This is a genomic window from Rhodopila sp., assembly GCF_035548235.1.
Classification (GTDB): Bacteria; Pseudomonadota; Alphaproteobacteria; order Acetobacterales; family Acetobacteraceae; genus Rhodopila.
On sequence record NZ_DASZTJ010000230.1, the window covers coordinates 1 to 20,128 of the forward strand.

Consider the following 20,128-nt stretch of genomic DNA (forward strand, 5'->3'; position numbering starts at 1 on the left):
GGGAAATCCACGGATGGTCGGGCCAAGCCCGGCCGCGACGAGGAGAAGAACCGCCACACGCCGCAATCATTACGACCTAAGGACCCACGATGGACGCTGATCGTCCCCTCTCAGCCAACGAGCGTATCAAATCCGCCAGCAACCTGCTGCGCGGCACGATCGCCGACGGCCTGACCCAGGCTGAAACCGGCTCGCTCGCCGACGACGACACGCAACTGACCAAGTTCCACGGCTTTTACCAGCAGGACGACCGCGACCTGCGCGCGGAACGCGGCAAGCAGCGGATGGAGAAGGCGTTCTCCTTCATGGTCCGCCTCCGCGTTCCCGCCGGCTCCCTCACGCCTGCGCAATGGCTTGGCGTGGAAAAGATCGCGCTGGAACGCGCCAACGGCACGATCCGGCTGACCACGCGTGAAACGATCCAATATCACGGCGTGCTGAAAGGAAACCTGCAGCCGCTGATGCAAGGTTTGCACGCGCAACTGCTCGACACCATCGCGGCCTGCGGTGATGTCAACCGCAACGTCATCGCCACTACCGATCCCTGGCGCCCGCTCAGCGCGGAACTTCGCACGCTGGCGCGCGACATGTCCCGGCATCTCCTGCCGCGGACCCGCGCATGGCACGAGATCTGGTTGAACGAGGAGAAGGTGGCGGGCGGCGAGCAGGAGGACGAACCGATCCTCGGCCGCACCTACCTGCCGCGCAAGTTCAAGATCGGCCTCGCTCTTCCCCCGCACAACGATGTCGACGTCTTCGCCCAGGACCTTGGGTTCATCGCCATCGTCGAAGATGGTCGTATCGTCGGATACAATGTCGCCGTCGGCGGCGGCATGGGCATGACCCATGGCGAGCCTGAAACCTACCCGCGCGTCGGTGACATCATCGGGTTCTGCCCGCCCGAGCAGGCGATCGAGGTGGCGGAAAAGGTCGTCACGGTCCAGCGCGACTACGGCGATCGTTCCAACCGCAAGCATGCGCGCGTCAAATACACCATCGACACGATGGGCCTGGCCCGCTTCGTCGAATTGGTCAACGAGCGCCTCGGCAAACCCCTTTCTCCCGCTCGCGATTTCGCCTTCACCTCCAACGGAGACCGGCTCGGTTGGGCAGAAGACGAAGACGGTATCGCGCATTTCACGCTGTTCGTTGAGAATGGGCGGATCAAGGGTGACATGCTGGCGGCACTGCACGACATCGCAACGATGGATGTCGGACGTTTCGTTATGACACCGAACCAGAACCTGATCCTGGCGGACATTCCCGCATCGCACCGTGCGCGCGTCACCGCGGTGCTGGAACGCCATGGCCTCGATCGCGGAGTAGGCGGTCTGCGCCGCAACGCCATGGCCTGCGTCGCCCTGCCCACCTGCGGCCTCGCGCTGGCCGAGAGCGAACGCTATTTGCCCCATCTGATCACAAGGCTGGAGGAGTCGCTGGAAGAAGCCGGACTGTCGGAAGACGACATCACGATCCGCATGACCGGCTGCCCGAATGGTTGCGCCCGTCCCTATGTCGCCGAGATCGGCCTGGTGGGTCGCACCCCCGGCGTTTACAACCTCTATCTCGGCGGCGCGCACGAAGGCGCTCGGCTCAACAAGCTCTATCGCCGCGACGTCGGCGAAGACGCGATCGTCGAGTCCCTGACTCCGCTGTTCAAAGCCTATGCGAAAGAGCGGCTGGACGGCGAACGCTTCGGCGATTTCGTCATCCGCGCCGGTGTGATCCAGCGGACGATCAACGGCCTCGACTTCCACGAAAACCTTTCCCCTGACCTGAGGACCTGAACCATGCGCGCCGCGCGTGCCCTGACGGGCACTTCCCTGTCTGCCGACCACCCATGGCTGCCCGGCCTGCCGCACGCGGCGCTGGGCCTGACGACGGTATTCGCGTTCGGCTTTCAGGCCTGTCTGACGGGCTTGCTGCTCGCGACGCTAGCCAGTTTCGTGGTGTTCCTGCCGCTGACGGCGCTGGCGCTGAACCGCGGCCAGGCGATCGCGCCAGGGACACCGGCGCCGGTGCTGACATTGAAAGCGCAGGCGGTGCTGCTGGTGCTGTGGACGCTGGCGGTGTGGGCCGGGGCAGCGCTGGCGCGTTAGAGCCGCTTCAGACCGTCTGGAATCTCGTCATAGCCCGGCTTGACCGGGCTATCTCCTGAGACGTGGGAGAGTCCGGTTACGTTGGACCATGACGAGGGTAAGGTTCCAGCCCTGCGGAATTCCTAAACCGGATCGCCTCTGACATCGCTTGTCCGAACCGGCGCGACACCCTAACTGTCTCAGCCGAATTGGTCAGGCGGATATCGATGCCACGCTGGTTAGACCAGGCTTCTATTGGTGCGGTCGAGAAGACTCGAACTTCCACGAGGTTACCCCCACAAGCACCTCAAGCTTGCGCGTCTACCATTCCGCCACGACCGCACCGTGGAGCGAGGAAGGCGGGCATATAGCCGATGACCGGACAGGGTTCAATGACCACGATCGCGTCCTCGGCCTCCATCCCCTCGCGGTCCATCGCCTGGCGGATCGACGACGGACTGACAGACTATCAGACCGCGCTGGACATGATGCAGGCGCGCGTCGCCGGAATCCGAGCCGGGACGGAGAGCGAGCAGGTCTGGCTGGTGGAACACCCGCCGCTATACACCGCCGGCACCTCCGCGAAGCCCGAGGAGCTGACCGATCCGACCCGCTTCCCCACCTACAACGCCGGCCGCGGCGGTCAATGGACCTATCACGGTCCCGGCCAGCGCACCGCGTATGTCATGCTCGACCTGAACCGCCGCCATGGCCGCGTTCCCCCGCAGGATGTCCGCTGCTATGTCAACGGGCTGGAGGGGTGGCTGATCCGCGCGCTCGAGCGCTTCAACGTGAGGGGTGAACGGCGGGAGGGACGGGTCGGCATCTGGGTCGCCGATCCCGCCACCGGCGGCGAATCGAAGATCGGTGCCATTGGCGTGCGCGTCACGCGCTGGGTCACCTGGCACGGAGTCGCATTGAACGTGGAACCGAACCTGAGCCATTTCGGCGGTATCGTCCCGTGCGGCCTGTCGCAATACGGCGTCACAAGCCTCGCGGCGCTGGGCATTCCCGCCACGCTGCACGACGCCGACATCGCGCTGCGTGCGGCGTGGGACGAAGTGTTCGGCGACGATTTGGCCCCCGGCTGCACGGCCGCCTGACGAAACGCCCGGCAACCCCGCGCCGGCCACCTACCCCCGCCTCTTCAATCCCGCTACGATCCCCGCGTGACCGCTTCGATCGTGCTGCCCGACGCGCCCTGCGTTGTTGCGGGCCATGGCAGGGCCGCCGTCCTGACCCCGGACGGTGAGCTTTTGGTGTTGCCCAGCGCCCAGGCGGCCGACATCCTGCGCAAGCTGCCGCCGCCCCTGCTGGTCCACGCGCCGGCCACGTTTCGCCGCCTGGGCATGCGACCGTCCCAGGCATTCGACCTGCTCGACCTCTTCGCCTTCGTCCGGCCGGCCGAGACCGCCGCACCCACGCCGCGCGGCCTCGCCCTGGCACTGGACGACCCGAACCCGATACGGACGCTGGAGGATGAGGTCACCCGCCTGCCCGACCTCGCCGCCGTACTGCTGAACCAGCTCGCCCAGGCGCGCGACACGCTGCTGAACCGCGACGCCGCCGCGCTGGCGGCGCGCATGCAGCAGGCGGGATGGCCCTGGGGCGGCTATGTCACCCATGCCCTCGGCCGCCCCGACGCCGGCGGGTCGAATGAGCCGCTGAAGGTCTGGAAGACGCTGCCGGAATGGGAGGAGGTCGCGCCGCCCCCGGCCCCGTCGGCCCACCCGGTCTCGGCCGTCGAGGCCCGCAACCGGCTCGCGGAGATGCTGGGGCCGCACGCGGAACAGCGGCCGGGCCAGTCCGATTACGCCAGCGCCGCCGCCGGCGCCTTCGCCCCGCGCCTGACCAAGGGCGACCCGCATCTGGTGCTGGCGGAGGCCGGCACCGGCACCGGCAAGACGCTCGGCTATCTGGCACCCACCCTGCTGTGGGCCGAGAAGAACCGCGGCGCCGTCTGGATCAGCACCTTCACCCGCCACCTGCAGCGCCAGATCGACGCCGAACTCGCCCGGGTCATCCCGGACCCTACGACACGACGGCGGCGGATCGTGGTACGCAAGGGGCGGGAGAATTACCTGTGCCTGCTGAACCTGGAGGACGCAGTGAACGCCGCCGGCGGCGGGTTCATGAACCAGAGCCTCGTCCCGCTGGGGCTGATCGCCCGCTGGGCGAAGATCTCGGACGACGGCGACATCCAGGGCGGCGACCTGCCGGGCTGGCTGGCGGAACTGCATGGGCCGGCATTGGTCTCCAGCCTCGCGGACCGGCGGGGCGAGTGCATCCATGCCGCCTGCCCGCATTACCGCCGGTGCTTCATCGAGCACACGATCCGCCGGTCCCGCACCGCCGACCTCGTCGTCGCCAACCACGCGTTGGTCATGGCGCAGGCGGCCTGGGGCGGCCTGGACGATTCGACGGTCCCTACCCGCTATGTCTTCGACGAAGGCCATCACCTGTTCGAAGCCGCCGACTCTGCCTTCTCCGCCGTGCTGTCCGGCCTCGAGACCGCCGAACTGCGTCGCTGGCTGCGCGGGTCGGAGGGCGCTCGGTCGCGGGCACGCGGGCTTCGGCGCCGCGTCGAGGACCTGATTGCCGACCGGCCCGACCTGCAGACGCCGCTGGACGCCGCGCTGCACGCCACCACCGCACTGCCGCCGTCGGACTGGGCCAGCCGCATGCGCGAGGAAGGCCCGGAACTCGGCGGCGTCGAACCGGCCCAGCGCAACCCGACGGAAGCGTTCCTGCGCGTCGTCCGCCATCAGGTTCTGGCGCGCGCCCAGGGACAGGAGACCACCCGTGCAACCTCGTTCGAATGTGACGTCGCCCCGCCGCATCCCGATCTTCTCCCCGCCGCAGAAACCCTTCACCGTGCCCTGGGTCGCATCATCGAGCCGCTGGAGTTGTTCCGCATCCGCCTGCTCGCGCTGCTGACGGACGAGCCGGAGGGGCTGGAGGAGACCGAACGCCTGCGCATCGAGGCTATCGCCCGCTCCCTGGACCGCCGCGCGCTGATGCCCTTGAAGGCCTGGCGGGAGATGCTGGCGGAGGTGATCGGTGACGAGCGCGAACCGGGCGAACGGCCGGCGCAGGTGCTGTTCCTGCGGCTCGACCGCCGCGACGCCACCCACGACACCGATATCGGACTGCACCGCCACTGGCTCGACCCGACCATTCCGTTCGCCGCGACGCTGGCCACCCCCGCGAGCGGGCTGCTGGTCACCTCCGCCACGCTGCGCGACAGCGGCGAGCAGGACCCCGAACTCGCCTGGGACGTCGCCGAGGCTCGGGTGGGCGCCCCGCATCTGCCCTCGCCGGCGATCAGGGCGGCCGTGGCCTCGCCATTCGATTACCGGGCGCAGACGCGGACCTTTGTAGTGACGGACGTGGCGGCCGGCGACCTCGATCAATTGGCGTCGGCGTATGGCGCGCTGTTCAAAGCCGCCGGCGGCGGTGCGCTGGGCCTGTTCACCGCCATCGCTCGGCTGCGCGCGGTGCATCAGCGGATCGCCCCTGCCCTGGAAGCGGCCGGCATCCCGCTCTATGCCCAGCATGTCGACGCGATGGGAAACGCCACCCTGGTCGACATCTTCCGCGCCGAGGAAGAATCCTGCCTGCTGGGCACCGACGCGATGCGCGACGGCGTCGACGTCCCCGGCAACGCCTTGCGGCTGGTGGTGTTCGAACGCACGCCCTGGCCGCGGCCGGACATCCTGCATCGGGAGCGGCGCGTGCATCTGTCCGGGGGCGATCCCAAAACCTACGACGACCGCATCGTCCGTCTCCGGCTGCGCCAGGCGTTCGGGCGGCTGATCCGCCGCGCCTCGGATCGCGGCGTGTTCGTGCTGCTGGACCGGCAGGCGCCCAGCCGCATCATGTCGGCGTTCCCCGACGGCATCGTCGTCCGCCGCGTCGGGTTGGCCCAGGCGATCGCCGAGACCACCGCGTTCCTGGCATCGCCGCACGCACAGGACCACGCCTTTCTTCAACGTGAATGATCGGCGCGCCGAACCATAGCGAGAAGCGGCTGACGAATCGGTTCGGCATCCTACCTGTATGACACGGTCCGGCGGGGTGCCCGAAGGACTCGTCCCCCAAACGGGCCTATGCCCGATGGGGCTTCCCAAGGACACCAGGAGACAGCGATGCGTACGCAAACCAGCCTGAACGCGCCCGAGGCCCTTGTCCTGACCATGGTCCTGGTCGCCGTCGCCGACGAGGGCATCACCGACCGGGAGATCGGCATCATGGCGGGCCAGGTCCAGACCCTGCCGGCTTTCCAGGACTTCACCACCAGCCAGCTGAACGACGTGACCGAGGCAGCGGTACGACTGCTGAACGAGGAGGAGGGCCTCAGTCACGCGGCCAGCCTGATCCGGAACGCTTTGTCACCAAAACTGCGGGAGACAGCGTATGCCCTGGCATGCGAAGTCATTGCCGGCGGCCGCGAGGGAATCCGGCGGGAGCCTCGCCAGGATGCCAGGGAGGGGCAGGCGCTGGACATGCTGGAATTCGTCAGGCGGGAACTGGGTCTCGACACGCTGATCGCGCTGGCGATCGAGCGCGGCATCCGGGCGCGTTATCAGCGCGCCGACGCAGCAGGCTGACCTTCCGTGCGCCTGGTCGGCCTCGCCAGTTGCCTCGCGGGTGCGCCGATCCTGGTGCTGTCTTTCATAGCCGTGCTCGGCTGGACGGATGCCTGGGCCGCCGTGGCCGCGATGGCGGTCACGGCGGCCTCGGCCGGCGTCTTCACGCTGCTCTGGCTGCGTGACCTGGACCTCCTGACCGACTCGGTTCGCCAGGTCGGCACCGAGGAGCCGGGGCCGACGCTGGACGGCACCCAGGCCCTGATGATGGAGCCGCTGGGCCGTGAGATCGAACGGCTGTCCCGCCGCCTGTCCGTCCGAGCGGCCCAGCAGGCGCAGCACCGCCGGGCGGATACGCTGATCCTGGAGCGGCTGCCGGATCCGGTGATCGTCATCGCCGACGATCGTTCAGTGCGTCGGACCAACGCCGCCGCTCGTATCGCCTTCGGCGATGACATGGCTGCGGTGCTGCGCCATCCCGCCCTGCGTGCGGCGATCGAGCGCGGCCTCGGCACCGGCCAGGTACAGGTCGCCGAATTCGGCCTGCGCGCGCCGATCTCCCGCGACGTCATCGCCAACGTGGTGCCGATGGACCCGCCGCTGGCCGATGGCGGCCAGATCCTGGTAGTGCTGTCCGACCGCACGCGTGAACGTGTAGTGGAGCGCATGCGCGCCGACTTCGTCGCCAATGTCAGCCATGAGCTGCGTACCCCGCTGGCCTCGGTCATCGGCTTCATCGAGACATTGCAGGGTCCCGCCCGCGACGACCCCGATGCCCAGCAGCGCTTCCTGGCGATCATGGCGGAGCAAGGGGCGCGGATGAACCGGCTGATCGACGACCTGCTGAACCTGTCGCGGGTCGAGCTGACCGAACATCAGCCGCCATCGGACCCGGTCGACCTGGCGGCGCTGATGACCCGCATCGCGGCGGGGTTCGAACCGCGGCTGGCGCAGCGGCGTACGACGCTGGACCTGCGGGTCCCGCCTGATCTGCCGCATGTCATCGGCGATGCCGACCAGTTGGCGCAGGTGCTGCAGAACCTGCTGGACAACGGGCTGAAATACGGGCGCGACGGCGGCGTGCTGATGGTGACGGCGAGCATGCTGGCCGGTCCGGGTCAATCCCAGACCCAAGCCCAATCCCAAGTCCTCGCCGCCAGAAGCGAAACCGACCCCGAAGCGCCATCCCTTCCCGCCTCGCCGACTCCGACCACTCGCCCCTGGCCCAATCGTCCGGGTGTGGTGGTGTCGGTCAGCGACCAGGGGTTTGGCATCCCCAAGGAGCATCTGCCACGCCTGACGGAACGGTTCTACCGCGTCGACAAGGGGCGGTCCCGAGCGATCGGGGGCACCGGGCTTGGACTTGCCATCGTCAAGCACATCGTGAATCGTCACCGCGGACAGTTGCAGATCGAAAGCGAGGAAAACGTCGGCACCACCGTCAGCGTGTGGCTGCCGACGGCCGCCGTCGCAGCGAAAATGGCGGATGCGGACTGACCGTTTCGTACCATCGATAAAAGGGTTTCCATGCGCCGACTTGCCCTATGCCTCCTGCTGCTCGCGCCGGCCGTTCCGGTCGCCACCGCTCAGGCCCAAACCGCTCAGGCCCAGACCGCTCAGGCCCAAACCGCCGGTTCAGACATCGACTCGGTCCGGCGCAGCCTGGGGGATGCGCTGTCCTTCGCGACATTCGGCGCGGTGAACGGACTGGCACCCGACGCCCAGGTCTCGCCAGAGGGTGACGCCTATCGCATCCATCTGCCGGTCACTGGCTTGATCGCCCCCTCCGATCCAGCGGTGACGGCCCTCGCGCGGCCGACCGGCGACGGCGCCTGGGACGTGCAGTCGCTGACCTTCCCGTCGCATGCGACGATCGAGTCGAACGGACCCGCAAGCGGACCCGGAGGCGGCAAGGTCACGTATACGATCGGCAGGCAGGACATCACCGCGCATATCGTGCCGGACATGAAGCAGCCGACGACCTACGCGGCCAGACTGGAGGACATCCACCTGCAGTCCGAAGCCGGCGGGCAGCGGGCGCGGCAAACCCTCGCACATTACGCGGTGAAAGGGTCGATCACCGCCGACGGCGACGGGCGCGTCGGCCTGATCTCCACAGGCGAGGCGACCGGTTGGGCCGTGTCCATCGATCATGACAAGGAACCGCCGATCGATTTCCGGACGAAGCGGGTCAGCGTCGATGTCTCGGTCCAGGGGCTGGACAAGGCCAAGGGCGAGCGGCTGCGGGCCGGGCTGCACACGTTGCTGGCGGACTTGCCGAAGCCAGGCGCGGACTCGCTGCCGGCGATCAAGGACCCGCGCGGGAGCCTGCGGGCGCTTCTGGACGACGCCACCGGGCTGCTGAACCGCTTCGAGGTGAATGAAACACTGGAAGGCGTGACGCTCAGCGATCAGCACCTGCAAGGCGGCGCCGGCACCGTCATCATCGGCCTGCACGGCGACACCGCGAACCAGGACGTGGACGCAGGGATGGATCTCGCCATCAACGATGTGGTGGTGCCCGCCGCGCTATCCGGTCCCTATGCCGCATATGTGCCCAAGCATATCTCGCTGCGGAACCGCATCCACGGACTGCCGTCCGACCAGGTCGTGGCGCTGCTGCGCGCCGCGCTGGCGGAGAACGCCGATCCCATGGCACTGCAGGCTCAGGCGCTGCGGCTGCTGCGCACGCCGGGCGCCAGCGTCAGCGTCGATCCGTTCAACATCGACGCCGGGCCGCTCGCGCTGACCGGGACCGCGCACCTGCTACCGTCGGAGAACGGGGGGTTCGCCGGCCACATCCACATCGTTGCCTCGGGCATGGACGCGCTGATCTCGCAAGCCCAGGGCAACCAGGCGTTCGGCCATGTCATGCCGATGCTCTACATGGCCAAGGGCATGGGCAAGGCGGACGGGAAGACGATCGTCTGGGACATCGACCTCGATGAGCGTGGCGTCCGCATCAACGGCACGCCGTTCGGTCACCCGCCGCCCAAGCGGTAGAACACGACGTCGCGGCTGGTCCGGTCCTCCAGTTCCAGCGTGGTGTCGATCCGGTAGCGGGCGAACGGCTGCAGGCCGGCTTTCGGCAGATAGGCCCGGCCGGGATCGGCGATCCAGACGTCCGCCGATGCGGCCAGCCCCTGGAGCCAGGGCATGATGTGGCCGGTCATGGCGGCCTCGTAGCAGACATCGCCGCACATCACGACGTCCCAGCGGCAGGCTGCGCCCACGACGTCGCCCACGGGCTCGACCGCTGCTTCGACAGCGGCGCCGTTGGCGGCGGCATTCATCCGGATCGCCGCCAGCGCCAACGGGTCGATTTCCGCCGCCTCGACCCGCGCCGCGCCGGCCAGGGCGCAGGCAATCGCCGCGATCCCGCCGCCCGCGGCGAAGTCCAGCACGCGCTTGCCCGCCACCAGCGTTGGGTTGTCGAGCACGTGGCGCGCGAGGGCCTGCCCACCCGGCCAGGCGAAGGCCCAGAACGGCGGGGCCAGGTCGTTTTCGGCCAGCCAGGTCTCGGTCGCGTGCCAGATCGGGGTGATCTCGCTGGCGAGATGCAGCGTCACCTCCGGCACGTGCGGCGCGGTTCCCGGCAGGGTGTGGGTCCGGATGAACGCCGGCGCGTCGTTCACAGCCAGCCGGCGAGGATCGCCAGGCCAACCGCCAGCCCGACCTCCCGGTTCGCTCGGAACAGACGCAGACACAGCGCCGGATCGTCGATGTCGAGCATGGCCACCTGACGCGCCAGCAACGCGGCGGGCAGGATCAGTGCCAGGTAGAACCATGGTCCCAGCCCGGCCAGCCAGCCGGCGAGCGCCAGGGCGGCCATGGTGGCGACGTAACAGGCCGCCAGGAACGGACGCGTGCGGTCCCCGAACAGCCGCGCAGTGGAGCGGACGCCGATCAGCGCGTCATCTTCCCGGTCCTGGTGCGCGTAGATCGTGTCGAAGCCCAGGTCCCACAGGATTGCCGCGAGATAGATCGCTGCCCAGGCGGCGTCGACCCGCCCTGCGGCGGCCGTGAAGCCCAGCGGCGCGCCGTAGCCGAAAGTGAACCCCATCACGAGTTGGGGCCACCAGGTCACGCGCTTGGCGAGCGGGTAGAGGCCGACCAGCACCAGGGACGCCACGCCAAGCACCTGCGACAGTGGGTTCAGTTGCAGCAGGATCGCCAGGCCGATTGCCAGCAGCAGTGCCAGGAACAACAGCGCATGCCGTGCCTGCAAGGCGCCGGATGCCAGCGGCCGGCCCGCCGTGCGTGCCACCTTGCGGTCGATATCGCGATCCCACAGATCGTTCACCACGCAGCCGGCCGACCGCATCACCACGCTGCCGATGCCGAACAGGACGATCAGCCGGAGGCTCTCCAGCGGCGATGTCCGCGCGAGGAGGATGCCCCAGAGGCCGGGAAGGAAAAGCAGCCAGGCGCCGATGGGCCGGTCCAGCCGAGCGAGCAGGAGATAGGGACGCCAGCGGTCGGGGAACCGGGCGACCCAGCCATGGGCGATGATGTCGGTATGCATGGTGACTTTCAGTCCTCGGCGGCACCGTAGCGGGGTTCGGGCCGTGCGTCATGCCTGGCCGCGGTGCCAAAAGACCGGCCGCTATGCAACCACAGCGCATCCGGATGGGTGACTTCTGCTATCATCACCCGATGCTCCGCCTATTCGTCACACCACCCTTGGCTCCTAGCGTCCTGATCGAGGCCACCGAAAACCAGGCCCACTACCTCGGCACCGTCATGCGCCGATCGCCCGGCGACGACATCCACCTCTTCAACGGCCATGACGGCGAGTGGTCCGCTCGGATCGAGACGCTGGGCCGCGGCAAGGGCCTGTTCCGCGTCGACCGGTTGCTCCGCCCGCAGGCCGGCGACACTGACGTCTGGCTGGCCTTCGCGCTGCTGAAGCGCGACACCACCGACCTCGTGGTGCAGAAAGCGACGGAGTTGGGGGTCGCAGCGCTGCTGCCGGTCGTCACCGAACGGACCAATGCGGCGCGGGTCAACGAGGATCGCCTCCGTGCGATCGCCGTGGAGGCCGCCGAACAGTCCGAACGGATGACGGTCCCGATGATCCAGCCGCCACGGAAGCTGGCGGATGTGCTGACCTTCTGGCCCGCCGACCGTCCCTTGTTCGCCGCCCTGGAACGCACCGACGCGCCGCCGATCCACCCTGTCCCCGGCCCTTGCGGCCTGTTGATCGGACCCGAGGGCGGGTTCGGCCCGCGCGACTATGCCCTGTTGGAACGGGCGCCGACGCTGCGGCCGGTCGGCCTTGGCCCGCGCATTCTGCGCGCCGAGACGGCAGCCATCGCGGGACTGGCCCTGTTGCAAGCGACCGGCTGGCGCTAATACCCTCTACCCAACAGCGATGCGTGCCCCCGATCCGGCGACCGGACGGGGTCACGCTCGACCGTCGGTCCGCCGTGCACCGCACGCCGGGTCAGGGTCAACGACTTGATTTAGAGACATAAATGTCCAATCCAGGAGACGCCGACGCCACGCCGCTTACGTCGGTTCGCCAGATGGCCGAGTATCTCGCCGCTGGCTGCAAACCCTCGGCGCGGTTCCGCATCGGCACGGAACACGAGAAGTTCGGCTTTCGCCACACCGATCTGTCTCCCCCGCCGTACCTGCCCGCTGACGGGCAGCCCGGCTCGATCCGCGACCTGCTGGGCGGCCTTGCCCGGTTCGGGGGCGAGCGGATCCTCGACGGCGAGAACACGATCGGCCTGAAACAGGACGGCGCCTCTGTCTCGCTGGAGCCGGCCGGCCAGTTGGAACTGTCGGGCGCGCCGGTCGAGACACTGCACGAGACGCAGGCGGAGCTGGAGGCGCATTTCGACCAGGTGCGCGCCGTCTGCCGCACCCTGGACATGGGATTCGCACCGCTGGGCTTCCATCCACTGAAGACGCGGGCCGAGATGCCGTGGATGCCGAAAGGCCGCTACGCGATCATGCGCCGCTACATGCCGACCGTCGGCAACCTGGGGCTGGATATGATGACCCGGACCTGCACGGTGCAGGTCAACCTCGATTTCGAATCAGAGGCGGACATGCGCCGCAAGATCCGCGTGTCGCTGCTGCTGCAATCCCTGGCGACGGCGCTGTTCGCGAACTCCCCGTTCACCGAAGGGAAGCCGAACGGGTTCCTGTCCTATCGTGCGCATGTCTGGACCGACACCGACAACCAGCGCTCGGGAATCCCGCCGGTGATGCTGGAGGACGGGTTCGGCTTCGAGCGCCACGCCCAATGGCTGATCGAGCACGTGCCGATGTATTTCGTCTATCGGGACGGGGGCTACATCGACGTCGCCGGCAAGTCGTTTGCCGATTTCATGGCCGGCCGTGTGCCGGAACTGGCAGGCGTGACGGCGACGCTGGGGGATTTCGCGGACCATGTGACCACAGCGTTCACCGATGTCCGCCTGAAGCGCTACCTGGAGATGCGCGGTGCGGATGCCGGGCGGGCGGACATGATGGTGGCGCAATCGGCGCTTTGGGTCGGACTGCTCTACGACCCGGCCGCGCTCGCCGCTGCCGAGGCGCTGCTGCGCGATGCCACATGGGACGACGCGGTGACCGCCCGATCGGCGGTGCCCCGCCAGGGGCTGGCGGCGCCATGGCGCGGAGGGACGCTGCGCGACATCCTGCCCGACGTGCTGGCGATCGCACGCGACGGGCTGCGCGCGCGTGCCAGGCGGAACGCCGCCGGAGAGGATGAGACGATCTACCTCGACCCGTTGCGGGAAATCGCGGCGGGTGGGCCGACCCAGGCGGAATACTGGCTGGGCCGGCTGCAGAAGGCATGGGGCGGCGATGTCCGCCGTATTTTCCATGAGGCGGCGATCTGACGGGGCGCCGGGACGGTGGGCGCAGGCCTGCCGCTACGGCGTTCCCGCTCAACCGGACGGAGGGGTCATCCATGCAGGACGTTTTCGAGATCATCGGCACCACCCGCGCGATGCGCCGGCTGAAGCCCGATCCGGTTCCGGACGACATGATCCGCAAGATCCTGGAAGCCGGCATCTGCGCGGCCAATGGCGGCAACAACCAAACCTGGCGGTTCCTCGTCGTGAAGGACCCGGCGATCAAGAAGGCCGTGCAGGCCTGGTACAAGAAGGCCTTCGACGAGGTGATCGGCCCGCGCTACACCAGTTCCGCCCCACCGCCGGGCGTCACCGGCGACAAATACAAGCGTCAGCACAGCGCCGTTGAATACCTGACGGAGCACTACCACGAAGCACCGGTCTGGATCGTCGCCTGCCTGGTGGACGGGCCGAACCCCAGCCGGATGAATGGCGCCTCCATCTATCCCGCCGTGCAGAACATGCTGCTGGCCATCCGCGCCCTCGGATTGGGGTCTACGCTGACGACGCGGCACATGATCCACGCCAAGGAAGCCGACGCCGCGTTGGGCCTGCCGGAGGGCGTCCATTCCTATGCCATCCTGCCGATCGGCTACCCGATGGGGAAATTCGGCCCGGTGGGGCGCGGCAAGCTGTCGGACTTCGTCTACCTGGACAAGTGGGAGGCGCCCTACCCGGCCGTTCAGTGACGCCTCATCCCTGGGCGGCGAACGTCAGCCCGCGTGGCAACGGGTCGCGGAGCGGTTCACCGGTGCTGGTATAGATCAGGCAATCCGACGGGGGCGTGCTGGCGACGAGGCGAACCAGCCGGAGCTGGACCTGCATCGCGATCTCCAGCAGCTTGCGATTGTCTTCGACCAGTCGGCTCAGCCGGCGCCCGATGGCCTGGAAATCGGGATTGTTGAAGATCGCCGGCATGCCCAGGGTGGCATGGTTCAGGGTAGCCATCAGTGCTTCCTTCCGCGCCGCGAAGCCGGCTGCTGTGACGAAATCGCCGGCGTGCAACCGAGCGTTTTCCTCCTCCAGCAGCGCTTCGAGGTCATGTGCGGCGTCGAACGAGGCCTGGGTCATTTCCGGATTCCCCGCTGCTGAAGGATCCCTGGCGCGGCGCCTGGGACAGCCCCAGGAGCGCCAGACGGCGTATCACCCGGCATACCTCCTGGCACGCCTCCTTGGGCGCGTTCCATCGCCGCCTGGATCTGCTTCGCCAGGCCCAGCCCGCCATGGTCGGCGAGTTTCTTGGCCAACTGCTCGACCAGCATCGGCCGCCAGGCTTCCTCGCCCGCGCCGCCGCCGAACGGCCCCTTCGCCGTATCCACCGTGTTGAACATCGGCTGGAGGAACTGGGCGATCGCCATCGCCTCGAAATCGTGCGCCGCCTTCGTGATGTTCGCCGGCGTGACATTCCCTGGCATGACGCTCCCTGGCTTGACGTTTCCTGGGGCGACCTTCGCCTGGCTCGCGCCCGACGGCACCATCGGCGCAGCCGGCCGCACCATCAGCGACGGATCGAGCTGAAGCGGGGCGAACAGGTCAGCCATCACCGCACCTGCAGATCAGCTTGCAACGCCCCCGCGGCTTTGATCGCCTGCAGGATGCTGATCATGTCGCGCGGCCCGACGCCCAGAGCATTCAGGCTGGCGACGAGGTCGCGCAGCGTGACCCCGGCCGGCAGGATGCCCAGCTTGCGGTCATGCTGGTCATCCACCTGGATCGTGGTGCGCGGCACGACCTGCGTCGTGCCCTGGGAGAACGGGTTGGGCTGGCTGACCTCGGGCGTTTCGGTCACGCGGATCGTCAGGTTCCCCTGCGCGATCGCCACGGTGCTGATCCGGACATTGGCACCCATGACGATGGTGCCGCTGGCCTCGTCGATCACGACGGTGGCGGAATTGTCGGGTTCTACGCGCAGGCGTTCGATCGCACCCAGGGTCTCGATCTTGTCGCGGGCGGTCAGGTCGAGCAGCACGGTGCGTGGATCGGTCGCCTTGGCGATATGGCCGACCGAGGCGTTGATGGCGCTGGCGATGCGCTGGGCGGTGGTCAGGTCGGGGTTGCGCAGGCTGATCCGCAAGCTGTTGTCCTGCGCCATCTTGAACGGCACTTCGCGCTCGACCGTCGCGCCGTTGACGATCTGCCCGGCGGTCGGCACGCCGCGCGTCACCGAACTGGCTGCCCCCCTGGCGGCAATGGCGCCGGTGGAGAGGGTACCTTGGGCGACGGCGTAGACTTCCCCGTCGGCAGCCAGCAAGGGGGTCACCAGCAGCGTCCCGCCGGTCAGGTTGGTGGCGTCGCCCAGCGCCGAGACCGCGACGTCGATCCGGCTCCCGCTGCGGGCAAAGGCCGGCAGTTCAGCGGTGACCATGACGGCGGCAAGGTTCTTGGTCGACAGCGCCGCGGCTTGGTCGCGGGTGTTGACGCCCAGCCGCTCCAGCATGCCGATCAGGGATTCGCGCGTGAAGACGTTGTTCTGCAGCTTGTCCCCGGTGCCGTTCAGGCCGACGACGAGGCCATAGCCAATCAACTGGTTCTCCCGCACACCCTCGAAATCGGCGATGTCCTTGATGCGGACCTGCGCCCGGGCCGGGCTCCAGACAACAGGGGTCCAGGCGACCGTCAGCAGCAGCAGGAATGCGGGCAGAAGGCGCGACAGGCGCAAGATCGGTCACCAGTGGTTGTACGGGCCACGATACCGGGCGTTGATGTATGAAAGGTTAATGGTGCGGGCGCGGGGTATCGAAAGCGTCCGGCCGATCAGGACCGGGCGAAGACCACCACTCCGTTGGCCGGGATCACGATCGACGCGGAGGCGACGAACCCGTGCAGTGGGCCGCCCGCCGCGTCGATCCCGCCCCCGTTGCCGGCGACCTGCGGATTGACCCAGTTGTCGTAGACGTCGCTGTTGAAGATTTCCCTCCAGGGGCCCGCGAAGGGAAAGCCCAGGCTGTATCCCCACCATGTCGCCTCGGCGAAGGTCGCGACCACGATCACGTCCGCGCCCACGCCATCGATCCAACGGTGATAGGCCAGGACGCGATCGGTATCGGACACGTAATAGGGGTGGACATTGTCGTCGCGGAGCGCCGGCATGGTTCGGCGGAGGCGCAGAACGTCCTGCGTAAAGCGCAGGTGGTCTGCCATCGTTATGTCTGCGGTATTTTCCAGCCCGGCCCATCCGATCAGGGCCGGCCCCGCGGGGTCGACGCCCCAGGGTTTTTCTTCCAGGAATTCCTGCCCCATGAAGAGCTGTGGGATGCCCGGCGCGGTCAGCAGGATCGCATTCGCGACCCGCGCCCGGCTGCGCGCGTACCACGACCGAGGCTGCGACCCATCGGCCAGCATCGGAATGCGCGGGCTGCGTCCGACCATCACCAGGTCGTGGTTCTCGATGCAGGTGACGGCACGCCAGGCATGGTCGAAGCCCGGCGGATAGAGCGCGCCGGCGATCGACACCATGGAGAGAGTGGCCCCTGCCCCCGCCGAGGCGGCACCGACCGCGCCCCGAAGTGCGCTGCGCAAGGCATCGTGCTGTACGACGTCGAAGCCGGCGCCGCCCAGGCTCGCGGGCGTTACGATCGGCTGCGCCGTCGTGGGTATGTCGTTGAATTCCCCAGGCCAGAACTCGGCGTTTTGCAGCAAGCGTGGCTGCAGGCCACGAAGTGCCGATGTCAGCTCGCGGCAGAACGCCCATCCCGTGGCCTGGCTGGTGGACAGCAGGATACTGATCTCGTCGTAACGAAACCCGTCCGCGTGGTATTCGGCGACATACCGAGCCGCGTTGTCCTGAAGAAAGCGGCAGACATCGCCGTTCCACAGTGCGAAGGCGAGGCCGCCGGTACCGCGATCCTGGTTGGTGAAATACAGGCTGTCGTTGTTGTCGCCGACATTCCTGGCACGATCGAAATAGTAGAGACAATTGTCATCGAGCAAGCCGGCAACCGAAAAGCCGCCGGCATGGTTGTAGACGACGTCGAACATCACCGCGATGCCATGGACATGGCAGAGGTCGACCAGCACCTTGAGCTGGTTGGTGCCGGATGAGATGTCGGCCAGCGTCAGCGGCGCCAGCGCCTTACCGGCGAGGATGCCATTGATCGCCTCCAGGTACGCCGGCAGACCGTCAGTCGCCACATATGGAAAATCCGGCGAAAACAGATCCGCTCCGCCATATCCCATGCTCGGGTTGGTCTCCTGCTCGTCTATCGGCAACGGCTGCAGCACGTTGATGCCCAAGGCCGCGAGATACGGCACCTTGGCCGCGACATCGAGAAAGTTTGAAGCGATGCCGAACCGCGAGATCGCGTACGTTCCGATATGCAACTGATAGACGACCATGTCGGAGAAGTCGGGCGCGCGAAACGCGGCATCGTGCCAAGGGTAACGATCTACGGCACGCAGGATGCAGAAACAGTCGGGAAAACCTTCCGGCGCGAGTTCGCGGGCATACGGATCCCGCTTGTGGCCACTCCCGCCCACGCCGACGACCCAGAACCGGTACGGATCGCCGTCTGCGGCACCCGGCTGGAAGCCGGTCCAATAGCCCGTTCCGTCATGCGCCAGCAGCCGATCGTCGGTTTGCGCGTCATAGGCCACACCGCCGAAGCGGCCGTGCAGGTAGACCGCCGAGGCTCGTGGCGCCCAGACGCGGAACGTGGCGCCGTCGCGCACAAGCGTAGCGCCAACCGGGGTCGCGGCGCTAACATGGTCCTGTGGAAGCATCCGGCCTCCTGGCAAGAGGTCGCGATCGAGACGGGGTTGCCCGCGACTGTTCCATGATTTTCGTCCGCTTGGAAGGATCACCACCGATGACCCTCCCCATCCTGATCGTCGGCGCCGGCCCGGTCGGCCTGACCATGGCCTCGGAACTCATCCGTTTCGGCGTGCCCGTCCGCATCGTCGACAAGGCGGGACAGAGGACCGACAAGTCCAAGGCCCTGGTGATCTGGAGCCGGACACTTGAGTTGCTGGACCGCGGCGGTGGCGCGGCGCCATTCATCTCGGCGGGGTGCCGGGTCGGAGCGGTCGAGTTCGTCGCCGGCGACAAGGCCATTGGGCGCATCACGATGGAGCATGTCGACAGCCCGTATGCCTTCGGCCTGATGCTGCCGCAGTCGGAAACCGAGCGGCTGCTGGAGGAACGTCTTGTCGTGCTGGGCGGGAAGGTGGAACGCAGCGTCGAGATGATTTCATTCGCAACCGATGACACCGGCGCGAAGGTGGTGCTGCGCCACGCCGACGGATGCGAGGAACCGGTCGCCACCCCCTGGCTGATCGGATGCGACGGAGCGCACAGCGCGGTCCGCCACGGCGTCGGGGCGGTCTTCGCGGGGGAAACGATGGACAGCGACTGGTTGCTCGCGGATGTCCATCTGCGAGGCTATCCCCATCCCGACACCGCGATCTCGGTGTACTGGCATCAGGAGGGCGCGCTGGTGCTCTTCCCGATCTCGCCCGGCCGCTACCGGGTCGTCGCCGACCGGCCGGCATCGGGGGATGCCCTTCCGCCCACGCCGACGCTGGCCGAGGTCCAGGCGCTGCTGGACCGCCGCGGCGCGCCGGGGATGGTTGCATTCAATCCGATCTGGCTGTCGGGGTTCCGCATCAACGAACGAAAGGTCGCCGCATATCGTTACGGGCACGCGTTCCTGGCCGGCGACGCGGCGCACATCCACAGTCCGGCGGGCGGCCAGGGCATGAACACCGGTATGCAGGACGCCTTCAACCTGGCCTGGAAGCTGGCGCTGGTGGAGCGCGGGGCATGCGGCGGGGCAATACTGGACAGCTACAGCCCGGAACGGAGCAAGGTCGCCGACGCTGTGCTGGCGATGGCCGGCCGCATGACGGAGGTCGGTACGCTGCACAACCCGATCGCCCAGCGGCTGCGCAATCTGGCCGGGCACCTGATGTTGGGCCTGTCGGTCGTCCGTGACGCGATGGCCCAGACGATGTCGGAGGTGACGATCGGCTATCCCGACAGCCCGCTGAACGGCGTGCACCTGGAAGGCGGACCGGGTCCACGGCCGGGCGAGCGGGTGCGGCCAACCGCCGGCCAGACACCCCCCGGCTCGGGCGGAGACCCCCGCTTCGCCCTCTTTGCCGATCCCGGCCCTGCCATCGACGGTCTTCTCGCCCGGTTCGGCCGGCTGCTCGACCCGGCGCTGCGTCCGCCGCTCGCGCACGGTGCGATCTGGCTGGTGCGGCCCGACGGCTATGTCGCTTGCACCTCGGTGGACGGCGCGGCGATCGCGGCGTATCTCGATAGGCTTGTCCAGTAGGGTGGACTGTACGGTCACTTGTCCATAATGTTGTCGGTATGAAACATATTGCGGTGCTGACGAGTGGTGGCGACGCCCCCGGCATGAATGCCGCCATCCGCGCGGTGACGCGCAGCGCGCTCGACCAGGGGATGACGGTTCACGGGGTGCGCCAGGGCTGGCAAGGTCTGGTGGACGGCCAGTTCCGCCAACTCACCGCGCGGGACGTGGGCGGCATCATCCAGATCGGCGGCACGTTCCTGGGCAGCGCCCGCTCCGCCGAGTTCCGCCAGGAGAGCGGACGGTCGAAGGCCCTCCGCAATCTCTCGCAGCTT

18 protein-coding genes and 1 tRNA gene are annotated in these 20,128 nt (G+C 67.9%); 12 read left to right on the plus strand and 7 right to left on the minus strand.

Translation table 11 applies throughout. The features are described 5' to 3' along the window. Positions 1 to 89: 89 nt before the first annotated feature. Together VHB27_RS18810 and VHB27_RS18815 are read left to right on the plus strand one after the other, a co-directional pair. Complete coding sequence (locus VHB27_RS18810; RefSeq protein ID WP_325603365.1) at positions 90 to 1,787, plus strand: NADPH-dependent assimilatory sulfite reductase hemoprotein subunit; 1,698 nt, start codon at positions 90 to 92, stop codon at positions 1,785 to 1,787. Between the two features lie 3 nt (positions 1,788 to 1,790). Then, the gene (locus VHB27_RS18815) at positions 1,791 to 2,099 is read left to right on the plus strand and encodes a hypothetical protein (RefSeq protein ID WP_325603367.1); all 309 of its coding nucleotides are present in this window, start codon (positions 1,791 to 1,793) and stop codon (positions 2,097 to 2,099) included. A gap of 235 nt (positions 2,100 to 2,334) precedes the next feature. On the opposite strand, the gene VHB27_RS18820 is transcribed toward VHB27_RS18815, so the two are convergent. Continuing rightward, positions 2,335 to 2,420 (minus strand) — tRNA-Leu (locus VHB27_RS18820). Between the two features lie 50 nt (positions 2,421 to 2,470). Between VHB27_RS18820 and lipB the strand changes: the two genes are divergently transcribed. From lipB to VHB27_RS18845, 5 genes are all read left to right on the plus strand, one after another. Beyond that, positions 2,471 to 3,181 carry a lipoyl(octanoyl) transferase LipB gene (lipB, locus tag VHB27_RS18825; protein ID WP_325603369.1) on the plus strand — a complete coding sequence of 237 codons (711 nt, stop codon included), beginning with the start codon at positions 2,471 to 2,473 and terminating at the stop codon, positions 3,179 to 3,181. A gap of 66 nt (positions 3,182 to 3,247) precedes the next feature. Next, positions 3,248 to 6,079 carry an ATP-dependent DNA helicase gene (locus VHB27_RS18830; protein ID WP_325603371.1) on the plus strand — a complete coding sequence of 944 codons (2,832 nt, stop codon included), beginning with the start codon at positions 3,248 to 3,250 and terminating at the stop codon, positions 6,077 to 6,079. 147 nt (positions 6,080 to 6,226) lie between these two features. Beyond that, positions 6,227 to 6,688 (plus strand): tellurite resistance TerB family protein, encoded by a 462-nt coding sequence (locus VHB27_RS18835; RefSeq protein WP_325603373.1) that lies wholly within the window; start codon positions 6,227 to 6,229, stop codon positions 6,686 to 6,688. 6 nt (positions 6,689 to 6,694) lie between these two features. Then, positions 6,695 to 8,164: a sensor histidine kinase gene (locus tag VHB27_RS18840; RefSeq protein WP_325603375.1), complete on the plus strand. Its 1,470-nt coding sequence runs from the start codon at positions 6,695 to 6,697 to the stop codon at positions 8,162 to 8,164. Between the two features lie 30 nt (positions 8,165 to 8,194). Then, positions 8,195 to 9,670, plus strand: a complete 1,476-nt coding sequence (locus VHB27_RS18845; protein WP_325603377.1) for a DUF2125 domain-containing protein — start codon at positions 8,195 to 8,197, stop codon at positions 9,668 to 9,670. Here VHB27_RS18845 and VHB27_RS18850 read toward each other — a convergent pair. Together VHB27_RS18850 and ubiA are read right to left on the minus strand one after the other, a co-directional pair. Continuing rightward, on the minus strand, positions 9,649 to 10,302 hold the full coding sequence (locus tag VHB27_RS18850; RefSeq protein WP_325603379.1) for a class I SAM-dependent methyltransferase: 654 nt from the start codon (positions 10,300 to 10,302) through the stop codon (positions 9,649 to 9,651). The two genes, VHB27_RS18845 and VHB27_RS18850, sit on opposite strands and share 22 nt — an antisense overlap. Further along, positions 10,299 to 11,192, minus strand: a complete 894-nt coding sequence (gene ubiA / locus VHB27_RS18855; RefSeq protein WP_325603381.1) for a 4-hydroxybenzoate octaprenyltransferase — start codon at positions 11,190 to 11,192, stop codon at positions 10,299 to 10,301. Before ubiA ends, VHB27_RS18850 begins: the two co-directional genes overlap by 4 nt. Before the next feature lie 131 nt (positions 11,193 to 11,323). Between ubiA and VHB27_RS18860 the strand changes: the two genes are divergently transcribed. The 3 genes from VHB27_RS18860 to VHB27_RS18870 all read left to right on the plus strand — a co-directional run bounded on the left by VHB27_RS18860 (position 11,324) and on the right by VHB27_RS18870 (position 14,228). Further along, on the plus strand, positions 11,324 to 12,022 hold the full coding sequence (locus VHB27_RS18860; RefSeq protein ID WP_325603383.1) for a 16S rRNA (uracil(1498)-N(3))-methyltransferase: 699 nt from the start codon (positions 11,324 to 11,326) through the stop codon (positions 12,020 to 12,022). Between the two features lie 122 nt (positions 12,023 to 12,144). Then, entirely contained in the window at positions 12,145 to 13,524 is a 1,380-nt protein-coding gene (locus VHB27_RS18865; protein ID WP_325603385.1) for a glutamate--cysteine ligase, read from the plus strand. 71 nt (positions 13,525 to 13,595) lie between these two features. Next, positions 13,596 to 14,228 carry a nitroreductase family protein gene (locus tag VHB27_RS18870; RefSeq protein ID WP_325603387.1) on the plus strand — a complete coding sequence of 211 codons (633 nt, stop codon included), beginning with the start codon at positions 13,596 to 13,598 and terminating at the stop codon, positions 14,226 to 14,228. Positions 14,229 to 14,232: 4 nt separating this feature from the next. Here the strand turns inward: VHB27_RS18870 and VHB27_RS18875 are convergent, their stop codons facing one another. From VHB27_RS18875 to VHB27_RS18890, 4 genes are all read right to left on the minus strand, one after another. Further along, positions 14,233 to 14,610 carry a hypothetical protein gene (locus VHB27_RS18875; RefSeq protein WP_325603389.1) on the minus strand — a complete coding sequence of 126 codons (378 nt, stop codon included), beginning with the start codon at positions 14,608 to 14,610 and terminating at the stop codon, positions 14,233 to 14,235. After that, on the minus strand, positions 14,607 to 15,080 hold the full coding sequence (locus VHB27_RS18880; RefSeq protein WP_325603391.1) for a rod-binding protein: 474 nt from the start codon (positions 15,078 to 15,080) through the stop codon (positions 14,607 to 14,609). The genes VHB27_RS18875 and VHB27_RS18880 overlap by 4 nt, the downstream gene beginning before the upstream one ends. Next, on the minus strand, positions 15,080 to 16,198 hold the full coding sequence (locus VHB27_RS18885; RefSeq protein WP_408904022.1) for a flagellar basal body P-ring protein FlgI: 1,119 nt from the start codon (positions 16,196 to 16,198) through the stop codon (positions 15,080 to 15,082). Before VHB27_RS18885 ends, VHB27_RS18880 begins: the two co-directional genes overlap by 1 nt. 95 nt (positions 16,199 to 16,293) lie before the next feature. After that, on the minus strand, positions 16,294 to 18,258 hold the full coding sequence (locus tag VHB27_RS18890) for an alpha amylase C-terminal domain-containing protein (RefSeq protein WP_325603393.1): 1,965 nt from the start codon (positions 18,256 to 18,258) through the stop codon (positions 16,294 to 16,296). A gap of 86 nt (positions 18,259 to 18,344) precedes the next feature. Here VHB27_RS18890 and VHB27_RS18895 point away from each other — a divergent pair, with 86 nt between their 5' ends. Then, positions 18,345 to 19,814: an FAD-dependent monooxygenase gene (locus tag VHB27_RS18895; protein ID WP_325603395.1), complete on the plus strand. Its 1,470-nt coding sequence runs from the start codon at positions 18,345 to 18,347 to the stop codon at positions 19,812 to 19,814. 38 nt (positions 19,815 to 19,852) lie between these two features. Then, on the plus strand, positions 19,853 to 20,128 hold a 276-nt coding region (locus tag VHB27_RS18900; RefSeq protein ID WP_325603397.1), incomplete at its 3' end, for a 6-phosphofructokinase.